Origin of the sequence: Thermobacillus composti KWC4 (assembly GCF_000227705.2) — a bacterium.
Taxonomy (GTDB): domain Bacteria; phylum Bacillota; class Bacilli; order Paenibacillales; family Paenibacillaceae; genus Thermobacillus; species Thermobacillus xylanilyticus.
Genome location: NC_019897.1, coordinates 1,605,001 through 1,616,535, shown reverse-complemented (window position 1 = coordinate 1,616,535; position 11,535 = coordinate 1,605,001). Strand labels below are relative to the sequence as shown.

General features: G+C 59.9%; 6 protein-coding genes, 6 tRNA genes and 1 rRNA gene (1 of these 13 only partly in view). 3 read left to right on the top strand and 10 right to left on the bottom strand.

What is annotated here, in order from left to right; genetic code table 11:
- Nucleotides 1-12 precede the first annotated feature (12 nt).
- On the bottom strand, nucleotides 13-2,046 hold the full coding sequence (locus THECO_RS07505) for a beta-galactosidase (protein WP_015254430.1): 2,034 nt from the start codon (nucleotides 2,044-2,046) through the stop codon (nucleotides 13-15).
- Between the two features lie 129 nt (nucleotides 2,047-2,175).
- Between THECO_RS07505 and THECO_RS07500 the strand changes: the two genes are divergently transcribed.
- The gene (locus THECO_RS07500; RefSeq protein ID WP_232427789.1) at nucleotides 2,176-3,003 is read left to right on the top strand and encodes an AraC family transcriptional regulator; all 828 of its coding nucleotides are present in this window, start codon (nucleotides 2,176-2,178) and stop codon (nucleotides 3,001-3,003) included.
- 141 nt (nucleotides 3,004-3,144) lie between these two features.
- Nucleotides 3,145-6,060 carry a glycoside hydrolase family 3 protein gene (locus tag THECO_RS07495; RefSeq protein ID WP_015254428.1) on the top strand — a complete coding sequence of 972 codons (2,916 nt, stop codon included), beginning with the start codon at nucleotides 3,145-3,147 and terminating at the stop codon, nucleotides 6,058-6,060.
- A gap of 11 nt (nucleotides 6,061-6,071) precedes the next feature.
- Here THECO_RS07495 and THECO_RS07490 read toward each other — a convergent pair whose 3' ends face one another.
- A complete protein-coding gene (locus THECO_RS07490) occupies nucleotides 6,072-6,617 on the bottom strand; it encodes a hypothetical protein (protein WP_015254427.1) in 546 nt (181 codons plus the stop codon).
- A gap of 110 nt (nucleotides 6,618-6,727) precedes the next feature.
- Between THECO_RS07490 and THECO_RS07485 the strand changes: the two genes are divergently transcribed.
- A complete protein-coding gene (locus THECO_RS07485) occupies nucleotides 6,728-7,336 on the top strand; it encodes a TetR/AcrR family transcriptional regulator (protein ID WP_015254426.1) in 609 nt (202 codons plus the stop codon).
- Nucleotides 7,337-7,405: 69 nt separating this feature from the next.
- Here the strand turns inward: THECO_RS07485 and THECO_RS07480 are convergent.
- The 8 genes from THECO_RS07480 to THECO_RS07445 form a co-directional block, all read right to left on the bottom strand.
- A tRNA-Pro gene (locus THECO_RS07480) sits at nucleotides 7,406-7,482 on the bottom strand.
- A gap of 12 nt (nucleotides 7,483-7,494) precedes the next feature.
- Nucleotides 7,495-7,571: transfer RNA gene (locus THECO_RS07475), tRNA-Arg, on the bottom strand.
- A gap of 6 nt (nucleotides 7,572-7,577) precedes the next feature.
- Nucleotides 7,578-7,652: transfer RNA gene (locus tag THECO_RS07470), tRNA-Gly, on the bottom strand.
- A 181-nt stretch (nucleotides 7,653-7,833) separates the two neighbouring features.
- Nucleotides 7,834-8,508, bottom strand: coding sequence for a hypothetical protein (locus tag THECO_RS07465; RefSeq protein WP_015254425.1), 675 nt, complete (start codon nucleotides 8,506-8,508; stop codon nucleotides 7,834-7,836).
- 171 nt (nucleotides 8,509-8,679) lie between these two features.
- A tRNA-Leu gene (locus THECO_RS07460) sits at nucleotides 8,680-8,766 on the bottom strand.
- A gap of 12 nt (nucleotides 8,767-8,778) precedes the next feature.
- Nucleotides 8,779-8,864, bottom strand: a tRNA-Leu gene (locus THECO_RS07455).
- Nucleotides 8,865-8,878: 14 nt separating this feature from the next.
- Nucleotides 8,879-8,955, bottom strand: a tRNA-Met gene (locus THECO_RS07450).
- 135 nt (nucleotides 8,956-9,090) lie between these two features.
- Nucleotides 9,091-11,535 (bottom strand): 23S ribosomal RNA (locus THECO_RS07445) (it continues 512 nt past the right edge of the window).

Here is an 11,535-nt window from a genome sequence, read left to right as displayed (position 1 = left end):
CCGGCCTTTCGCTCACGCCTCTTCCAGCAGCCGCACGCCTCTGCCCGGCACGGCCGTCCGTCCTTCCACCGTCTCGCCGCTCAGCAGATCTCTGTAACGTCCTTCATGCAGTTCTACTTCTTTCATATCGGCATTGTGGTTCAGGAGGAACAGCACGCCGCGGCCGTCCTTCACCCGCCGCGAGCTTTCCACGCCTTCCGGCGCTTTTCGGACCAGCGGCCGGATGTTCTTGTCCGCGCACAGCTTGCCGAGGAACCCTTCGAGGAACGCCGCGTCCGGGCTGGAAGCGACGTACCACGCCTGTCCGGCGCCGAACCGGTTCACCGTCACGACCGGCATGCCGGCGTAGAAATCGTCGCCGTAGACGGCAATCGCTTCCGCGCCTTCGAGATGGATCAGGTCGCAGAGCAGACCGCACTCGTATTCCCCTTCAAGCGCGCCGTGCGGTTTCGTCATGACGATCCGGTTCCGCCGGTCCGGGAACAGCGCGTCGATCTCCTCCGCCCAGATGCCGAGCATGCGCCGCAGTTCGCCCGGATAGCCGCCGGTCCGCACGATGTCGCGCTCGTCAACGATGCCGCTGAAGAACGTCGTGACGAACGTGCCGCCCCGCTCGACGAACGCTTCGAGTTTCGCCGCATAGCCCGGCTTCACCATGTAGAGCACCGGCGCGATGACGATGTCGTACTTGTCGAGCGGCTCGTCCACGCCGATCATGTCGACCTGGATATTCTGCTTGAACAGCGCGTCGTAATATTTGTGCACTTCCTTGACGTAATCGAGCGCGATCGTCGGGCCGCTCGACAGGCTGATCGCCCACCGGTTCTCCCAGTCGAACACGATCGCGACCTTCGCTTCGACGCGCGCGTCAAGAATCCGGTCGCCGAGCTGCTTCAGCTCGCCGCCGAGCTCCGCCACTTCGCGGAACACCCGCGTATGTTCATGGCCGACGTGTTCGATGACGGCGCCGTGGAATTTCTCGCAAGCCCCGATCGAACGTCGAAGCTGGAAGAACATGACCGTATCCGCTCCGCGCGCGACCGCCTGGTAGCTCCACAGCCGCATCACGCCCGGCCGCTTCAGCGAGTTGTACGGCTGCCAGTTCTGCTGGCTAGGCGTCTGCTCCATCAGCATGAACGGCTGGCCGCTCTTCAGCCCGCGCATCAGATCGTGCACCATTGCCGTGTAGCTGAACGGCGTGTCGAGCGCCGGATAGTTGTCCCAGGAGACGACATCCAGATGCTTGGCCCAGGCGAAATAGTCCAGCTCGGGATAGGTGCCCATCAAGTTCGTTGTGACGGGGATGTGCGGGGTATGTTTTTTGATCGCGTCATATTCCAGCTTGTAGCATTCGAGCAGGCTGTCGGACTGGAACCGCCGGTAATCGAGCGAGATGCCCTGGAAGTTCGTCCGGTTGCCGGCCCACTCCTCGCTCAGCTCGTTCGGCGCCACGATCTCGTCCCAATCGTAGAACGTATGGCCCCAGAAGCGGGTGTTCCACGCCCTGTTGACGTTTTCAAGCGTGCCGTAGCGCCGCTTCAGCCATTCGCGGAACGCGGCTTCGCACCGTTCGCAATAGCAGTAGCCGCCGTATTCGTTCGAGACGTGCCACATGATGACGGCCGGATGATCTTTGTACCGTTCGGCCAGCTTCTCGGCCATAAGCGCGGAGAATTTGCGGTACGTCGGACTGTTCGGACACGAATTGTGACGGCCGCCGAACTTGCGTTTGCGGCCATGATAGTCGACGCGCAGCACGTCCGGGTATTTCTTCGCCATCCAGGCGGGATGCGCGCCCGTGCTGGTCGCAAGGCACGTATAGATGCCGTTCTCGTACAGCCGGTTGATCGTCGCGTCCAAGTGATCAAAATTGTACGTCTCCTCGTCCGGTTGGTTGAGTGCCCAAGAGAAGACGTTCAACGTCGCCACATCAATGCCCGCCAGCTTGAACATGCGGATGTCTTCGCTCCACACGTGCGGATCGTCCCATTGCTCCGGATTGTAGTCGCCGCCATACCAAATCTTGGGGAGCTTATGGCTCAGCATGGTGCAGAATCCTCCCATCAATATAAGATTTGATATCATTGTAAACGCTATTAAATTCACGTTAAATATAATATTATGGATTTCAGATATAAGAAAACGGAAATATAAGGATGGTGCAGACCCTTGCTGGTGCATCGGCGCGTTGTGATGCCTTTCGAGCAGCTCGGGCGGCTGCCGCTCGCCGTCGAGAGCGTCGGCCTCAATCCGGATCAGGAGCGGATTGTGCGGCCGGACGGCTACCCTTACTACCATTGGCTGCAGACGATGTCCGGCAGAGGCCGGATAGCGGTCGAAGGCCGATCGCATCCGCTCCCTTCCGGCTCGGGCATCCTGCTCTTCCCCAGCGTCGCTCACACCTATGAAGCGGAAGAAGGCCGCTGGGAGACGGCGTATCTGACATTCGGCGGCGCGGCGGCGGACAGCATCCTCGCAGCTGCGGGCGTTCATCAGTCGACGTTCTTCCAGTGGCCCGCCGATGCCGCCGCGGGACGGCTGATCGAGCAGATGTTGGAACGGCTGGAGCAGGGCGGCGACGTGTTCGGCATTGAAGCTTCGACGTCGGCGTATCATTTTCTGCTTGCCATGACCCGCTACCCGACGTCGCAGCCCGGACGGAAAAACGGCGATCCGGACCGGCTCGAGCAGCTGCGGACGGTCATCGAATGGATGGAAAGCCGCTGCTCCGATCCTTCCGTCGGCATGGATCAGATCGCCGGCGTCCTCAATCTGTCGAGCCGCCGGGTGAACGGGCTGTTCCGCGAGACGTTCGGCCAGTCGCCCTATGCCTATTTCATCCAGCTTCGGCTGCGCAAGGCGAAGGAAATGCTGACCAGCTCGTCCCCCCTCTCCGTCCGGGAAGTTGCGGAGCGGGTCGGGTTTCGGGACGCCAGCCATTTCATCGCCACGTTCCGCCGGCATGTCGGGATGACACCGGAACAGTTCCGTCGGCTGCATTAGCGGCCGATGCCGCATTTTGCCCGGATTTTTGTGCGGATTGTTGCGGTAGTCGGCCGGCCCGCGGAGTGCTACAATGCCGTTTACTGTGACAGCGCATTCAAAGATGCGGGCTTCGGCCCGCCCGCGAAAGGAGCCGCATGCATGGCCGAACAATGGCAATATCCGTTCCGCGATCCGGATCTTCCGCTCGAGACGAGGGTGAACGATCTGATCGGGAGACTGACGACGGAAGAGAAAATCAATCTGATGGCTCAGTACCAGGACGCGGTGCCCCGCCTCGGCATCGCGCCGTACAAGCACGGCACCGAAGCGGCGCACGGCATCGCCTGGCTTGGGCCGGCGACGACATTCCCGCAGCCGATTGGTCTCGCTTGCACGTGGGACGCCGATCTGCTGCGCCGCGTCGGCAGCGTCATCGGCGACGAGGCGCGCGTCTGGTACCGGCGCAACCCGGCGGTCAACGGGCTCACGCTGTGGGCGCCGACGGTCGATCTCGAGCGCGACCCGCGCTGGGGACGCACAGAGGAGGCCTATGGCGAGGATCCTTTTCTCGTCGGCAAACTGGCGTCGGCGCTCATCAGGGGAATCCAGGGCGATCACCCGTTTTATCTGAAAGCGGTCGCGACGCTGAAGCATTTTCTCGGCAACAACAATGAAGCCGGCCGCGGCGACAAGTCGGTCAGCATCGATCCGCGCAACATGCGGGAGTACTATCTGAAAGTGTTCGAGACGGCGTTCAAAGAAGGCGGCGCGCTCTCGATGATGACGGCGTACAATGCGGTGAACGGCGTGCCCGCCAATCTGTTGCCGATGATCACTTCCGTCGTCAAGCAGGAATGGGGCATGAACGGCTTCGTCGTCAGCGACGCGTTCGACGTCACCGGCACGGTGCGCGACCACGGATACATGGCGTCGCTGCCTGCTGCGGTTGCAGCGTCAATCAGGGCCGGCATCGACAGTATCACGGATGACGCGAAAGTGGTTAAACAAGCGATCCGCGAAGCGCTGGAGATGGGGCTGCTCACCGAGAACGATCTCGATGTCGCGCTGCGCAATACGTTCCGCGTCCGCTTCCGGCTCGGCGAGTTCGATCCGGACGACCGGAATCCGTATGCCGAAATCGGCGAATCGCACATGATGCGGCCCGAGCACGAGGCGTTGTCGCTGGAAGCGGCCCGCAAGAGCATCGTCCTGCTCAAGAACGACGGCGTGCTGCCGCTGTCCGCCGATCGGATCCGCAAGATCGCGGTCATCGGCCCCCTGGCCGATGTCGTGTACCGGGACTGGTACAGCGGCACCCTTCCCTACGCGGTGACGCCGCTCGCCGGCATCGTCGAAGCGCTGGCGGGCCGTGTGCAGCCGCATGGACCGGCTGGCGCGGTGGATGCCGGAGACCGGGTCATCCATGCGAAAGGCACAACCCGGGTGCGGCTGAAGTCGAGTACGACGGGCCGGTATGTGCGGATTGCCGAAGGAGAAGACGCGCCGCTTGCAGCGGACGCCGAACGCGCGGAGGACGCCGACGTGTTCGAGCTGACCGACTGGGGCTGGGACAGCGCGACGCTTACGGCGGATCGAAACGGCAAATTTCTGACGACGGATGACCGGCGCGTGCTCGCTTCGGCGGACGATATCTGGGGATGGTTCACGAAGGAAGTTTTTCAACTGGATCGGTCGGATGAGGACTGCGTAAGGATCCGGACGTGGAACGGCCAGCCGGTGCGCGTCGGCCCGGACGGCATGCTGTTCGCCGGCACCGGCGACGCCGGCGAGACGGCGAACGTGGTCAATGTCGCCGGCGCCGCGGAGGTGCAGGGCGTATCCGGCAGCGCGGAATGCGAGCGGTTCGCGTTGGAAATCGCAGCGGACGGCTTGCGGGAAGCGGCGGAGGCGGCGCGCCAGGCCGACGCGGCTGTCGTCTTCGTCGGCAACCACCCGCTGATCAACGGCAAGGAGACGGTCGACCGGCCGGATATCGCGCTGCCGGGACCGCAAGAGCGGTTGATCCGCGAGGTGCTCGCCGTGAACCCGAATACGATCGTCGTCGTCATCGGCAGCTATCCGTTTGCCCTCGGTTGGACGGCCGAACACGCCCCCGCCATTCTCTATCTGGCGCATGCCGGCCAGGAACTCGGCCGGGCGGTTGCCGGCACGCTGTTCGGTCGGTTCAATCCGGCCGGCAGGCTGAACATGACGTGGTACCGCTCTGCCGATCAGCTGCCGGATTTCATGGATTATGACATCATTCAGGGCAAGCGGACGTACCTCTATTTCGACGGCGAGCCGCTCTATCCGTTCGGATATGGCCTGTCTTATTCGCGGTTCGAATATGCCGATCTGACGATAAGCGCCGATGCCATCGGGTACGGCGAGCGTGTAAAGATCGGCTTCACGGTCACGAACGTGTCGGATGTCTATGGGGAAGAAGTGCCGCAGCTCTACATCCGGTGCGAAGATTCCCGCGTGCAGCGGCCGCTTCGGCAACTCGCCGGATTTGCGCGGATCGGCCTTGCGCCTGGCGAATCGAAGCGGGTGACGTTCGAACTGTCTTCGGACGATCTTCGCTTCTGGGACATCACGCGATCCTGCTGGTGCCTCGAACGGGGCGTCTGCCGGATCATGGTCGGCGCATCATCGGCCGATATCCGCCTGGCAGGCAGTCTGAACGTCAACGGCGAGGTTGTGCCGCCCCGCGATCTGCGGCAAGTGACGCGCGCGGTCGACTGCGACGGCTATGCCGGCATCTTCATCGACGAATGTTCGGAGGGCGGCGACAGCGCGGCTGTGTCGGACGGGGGCTGGATCCGCTTCGACGATGTTGCGGTTCCGCCCGGCGTCACGTTCATCGAACTGCGCGCCTGGAGCGCGGACGGCGCCGAGGCGGAGATCCGGATCGACAGTCCGGACGGCGCCGTTGCCGGAAGCTGTCCTGTCCCCCCGGGGGGCCGGCAGGAATGGAAGACGTGCCGCGGGGCGCTCGCGCTGCCGGAAGGCCGCCGCAGCCTGTGGATCCGGCTGAGCGGCGCAGCCCATTTGCAGTGGCTGCGGATCGGGTGAGGCGTGCCGGATTACCCGTTCACCGTTTTTTCCTTGCGCGGCCAGATCGTGTAACTGAAACTGATCAGAAAATCAATGGCCAGCACGATCGCCCATTTGCCGATCATGTTCAAGAGTTCCCGGCTTCTGTCGATATTGTCGATGTACAGCACCAGCCCGATCAGGATGGCGCTCCCGATCATCCATGCCAGCAGATGTTTCAACCACATGATCCGTTCATACCGCGCGTGTGCCGCTCCGTACTTCGGTTTCGGAGCAGGTGCGGGTCCCCCGGCGAACCGGTGGGCGAATTTGCCGTCCGCCCACCGGATCATCTGTTTCCCGAAGACGATCGAAACGCCGATATACACCGCCGCGAGACCGTGGAAGAACCCGGCCGTGGCTCCGTTCCGAATATCTATCGTCGTAAAAATGAGCAGCGCCACGTCCACCAGGATCGTACTCGCCAGAAGCACGCCTCCCAGACGGCGCATCCCGATTAGATATCGGCAGGCCAGACCGGCCAATACGAACAGCCAAAATCCGATCTCACAGGCAATGATCATGGCCGCGATCATAATACCCGCTCCTTTCCGGTTGTTATTGTCTCAATTTAATACAAACGTACTAAAACAGAACGTATTTTAACACGGTTGTACGGTGAAATCAATGCGGCTATAATGGGCATATGCCTAAAGTTGTCGATCATGAAGTCCGCCGCCGTCAGCTTGCGGATGCGGCATGGCGCGTAATCCGGCGCGACGGGCTGGAAGCGGCCTCCGTGCGCAATGTCGCCAGAGAAGCCGGCGTTTCGCTCGGTTCGCTCCGCCATTATTTCACCAGCCAGGACGATCTGCTGGCCTATGCACTCCGCAGGGTCGGCGAGCGGATCCGGGAACGAATCGAGAAAATGCCGCTTACCGGCGACATCCGCGCCGATGCGGCGACGGTCATCGAACAGACGCTGCCGCTGGATGAGGAGCGGCAGACCGAAGCGGTCATCTGGCTTGCCTTCATGGGCAAGGCGCTTACCAATGCCGGACTCGGCGCATTGGCCGCCGAGACGCATGAACAGCTGTACAATCTGTTCCGCAAAATGCTTGCCGCCATGAACCAGTACGGCCTGCTGCCGCCGGACATCGATTTGGATCTGGAAGCGCGGCGATTGCACGCACTGATTGACGGTCTTGCCCTGCACGCCGTTTCGAACAATCAGGCGGTCAACGATGACGCAATCCGCGGCATCATGGCCCGACATCTCGCGAGTCTGACGGCGGTACACTCTCCGCGGCAATAAGAAAAGCCTTGGCGATCCCAAGGCTTTCTGTGTTTGCATATGAAAGCGGGTCTTCCCGCTGATTCACAATGGTCGGGACGACACGATTCGAACATGCGACCCCCTGGTCCCAAACCAGGTGCTCTACCAAGCTGAGCTACGTCCCGATGAAATAAAAATGGCGTGCCCAGAGAGATTCGAACTCCCGACCTTTTGATTCGTAGTCAAACGCTCTATCCGGCTGAGCTATGGGCACGTGAGATGGAGCGGACGACGGGAATCGAACCCGCGACCCTCGCCTTGGCAAGGCGATGCTCTACCGCTGAGCCACGTCCGCTTGTCAATCGATGGTCAAACGACCCTGATGCATCTTCCCCGTTTTCAGGGGCACTATTAGATTATACGCAACCAGCCGTTCCGGGTCAAGACCGTTTCTGCGGTTCCCTGCTGTTCCGTCCGCACAAGCTCCCGGCGAATGCTCTCCCGTACTCTCGCTTCAGAACGGAGGCGCGGCGGAATCACGGCGTCCGCCACGGAAACCCGTCCGGGTCCCGTTTTGCCCGCTCGGCAACAAGCGCGGGGTCATGACCTTCCACTTGGCAAAGGAAAGGAAAATCATCCGGCTCTACGACCAATTTGGCAATCGGTCTGACGGCAACCGGACTCGCCCATTGCGTCATTTCAACTAGCGTTCCGTCGAACTCGATCGGCGCCTGCTGTTCGAACGAATCGCGAGGCAACAGATAGATCATGCCGTTCTTCCACGGGAAATGGGGCAGCGCATCCTGGTCGACGGAGAAATAGTAGTAGTATGCATACCCGCCGTCCTCATCATCCGGAATGCGGAAACAGCCGTTCAGCAGCGAGGTGACGCGTTCCCGGTCCACGATGGCAAAATAAATGGGCCAGATCCCGTCCGATGCCGCATACACGGCGCGTCTGTTGCCGAATTCGTTGACGTCGTTCGATTGGCGCGGTTCAAATTCGGCAATGGCGGGATTGGCTGACCCGTGAAGCACAATGTTTTTCGTTTCGCACAGCCAGCTGAGGAACATCCACTTAGGCGCAGAGAGATCATACGTCAACTCCGGGGTGCCCTCTTGCTCCGTCATCAGCCTATACAGTCGCTCGAAATGAACGAAATCTTCATCGCGCAATGCCGGACGCCGCAAAAAATAGTCGGGGATGTTCACGCGCTTGCCTCCTGTTCCCGCAATCATATCAGTTGAAAATTGTAAAACAGCAAATTCTAATCCGAAATATATCAAGCCAAACCGGATTTAAATAGTGCACAAAACCGATTTCCTTCTCCGGGAAGACTGAAACAAAAAAACCTTCCGAATCGGAAGGATATGTTGTGCGTATGGTGCGGTCGAGAGGACTTGAACCTCCACGGTATTGCTACCACTAGAACCTGAATCTAGCGCGTCTGCCAATTCCGCCACGACCGCGTCTGGATGTTATGGTGCGGTTGAGAGGACTCGAACCTCCACGGGCGAAGCCCACTACCCCCTCAAGATAGCGTGTCTGCCAATTCCACCACAACCGCATTAGTTGTTTAATTGGTTGCGGGGGCAGGATTTGAACCTGCGGCCTTCGGGTTATGAGCCCGACGAGCTACCGGACTGCTCCACCCCGCGTCATGAAGTTCAGAGTGTCTTGCACCCTGAAAACCGGATGCGAATGCGTGTGCTTCAAGCTGAACCCGTTTCCGGGGCCCCCGCAAAGTAATCGGACTACGCTTCAAAGCGAATCGTCACTTTGTGGGGTAAATTTAGGATAAGCCCTCGACCGATTAGTATTCGTCAGCTTCACGCGTTGCCGCGCTTCCACCTCGAACCTATCAACCTGGTCATCTTCCAGGGGTCTTACCTTTACAGTGGGAAATCTCATCTTGAGGGGGGCTTCGCGCTTAGATGCTTTCAGCGCTTATCCCGTCCGTACTTGGCTACCCAGCGGTGCTCCTGGCGGAACAACTGGTACACCAGCGGTACGTCCATCCCGGTCCTCTCGTACTAAGGACAGCTCCTCTCAAATTTCCTGCGCCCGCGACAGATAGGGACCGAACTGTCTCACGACGTTCTGAACCCAGCTCGCGTACCGCTTTAATGGGCGAACAGCCCAACCCTTGGGACCTACTTCAGCCCCAGGATGCGATGAGCCGACATCGAGGTGCCAAACCTCCCCGTCGATGTGGACTCTTGGGGGAGATAAGCCTGTTATCCCCAGGGTAGCTTTTATCCGTTGAGCGATGGCCCTTCCATTCGGTACCACCGGATCACTAAGCCCGACTTTCGTCCCTGCTCGACTTGTCAGTCTCGCAGTCAAGCTCCCTTCTGCCTTTACACGCTCCGAATGATTTCCAACCATTCTGAGGGAACCTTTGGGCGCCTCCGTTACGCTTTGGGAGGCGACCGCCCCAGTCAAACTGCCCGCCTGACACGGTCCCCGCACCGGATCACGGCGCCAGGTTAGAACTTCGATACGATCAGGGTGGTATCCCAACGGCGCCTCCACCGAAGCTGGCGCCCCGGCTTCCCAGGCTCCCACCTATCCTGTACAGACCGTACCAAAGTCCAATATCAAGCTGCAGTAAAGCTCCATGGGGTCTTTCCGTCTTGTCGCGGGTAACCTGCATCTTCACAGGTACTAAAATTTCACCGGATCTCTCGTTGAGACAGCGCCCAAGTCGTTACGCCATTCGTGCGGGTCGGAATTTACCCGACAAGGAATTTCGCTACCTTAGGACCGTTATAGTTACGGCCGCCGTTTACTGGGGCTTCGGTTCACAGCTTCGGCCTAAACCTGACCGCTCCCCTTAACCTTCCAGCACCGGGCAGGCGTCAGCCCGTATACTTCGCCTTGCGGCTTCGCACAGACCTGTGTTTTTGCTAAACAGTCGCTTGGGCCTTTTCACTGCGGCCCCCTCGGGCTATTCACCCTACCGGGGCACCCCTTCTCCCGAAGTTACGGGGTCATTTTGCCGAGTTCCTTAACGAGAGTTCTTCCGCGCGCCTCAGCATGCTCTGCTTGCCTACCTGTGTCGGTTTGCGGTACGGGCACCTTCGCCTGGCTAGAGGCTTTTCTCGGCAGCCAGAACGCATGACCTTCGGTACTAAAACTTTCCCTCCCCGTCACAGCTCAGCCTTGTGATGTGCGGATTTGCCTGCACACCAGCCTCGCTGCTTGGACGGACTATTCCAGCAGTCCGCGTCACTGTCCTTCTGCGTCACCCCATCGCTCATAGCGGCTTACGGTGGTACAGGAATATCAACCTGTTGTCCTTCGACTACGCCTTTCGGCCTCGCCTTAGGCCCCGACTGACCCTGAGCGGACGAACCTTCCTCAGGAAACCTTAGGCTTTCGGCGGATGGGATTCTCACCCATCTTTTCGTTACTCATACCGGCATTCTCACTCGAGTACACTCCACCAGTCCTTCCGGTCTGACTTCAACGCGTACCCGACGCTCCCCTACCGCAGCGCACGAACGTGCGCGTACCCATAGCTTCGGCGGCGTGTTTAGCCCCGTTACATTTTCGGCGCAGAGTCACTCGACCAGTGAGCTATTACGCACTCTTTGAATGATGGCTGCTTCTAAGCCAACATCCTGGTTGTCTTTGCAACTCCACATCCTTTCCCACTTAACACGCACTTGGGGGCCTTAGCTGATGATCTGGGCTGTTTCCCTCTTGACCATGGATCTTAGCACTCATGGTCTGACTCCCGGGCAGCAAGTATGCGGCATTCGGAGTTTGACAAGACTTGGTAACCCTTGGCGGGCCCCGCACCCTATCAGTGCTCTACCTCCGCTACTCTACACCCGAGGCTAGCCCTAAAGCTATTTCGGGGAGAACCAGCTATTTCCGGGTTCGATTGGAATTTCTCCGCTACCCCCACCTCATCCCCGAGCTTTTCAACGCTCGTGGGTTCGGGCCTCCAGTCCGTGTTACCGAACCTTCACCCTGGACAGGGGTAGATCACCCGGTTTCGGGTCTGCGCCTGCGTACTTATTCGCCCTCTTCAGACTCGCTTTCGCTCCGGCTTCGGCTCCCCGCCTTAACCTTGCACGCAAACGCAACTCGCCGGTTCATTCTACAAAAGGCACGCCATCACCCGTGACGTTTCCGAAGGAAAGCGTCATAGGGCTCTGACTTCTTGTAAGCGCACGGTTTCAGGTTCTCTTTCACTCCGCTCCCGCGGTGCTTTTCACCTTTCCCTC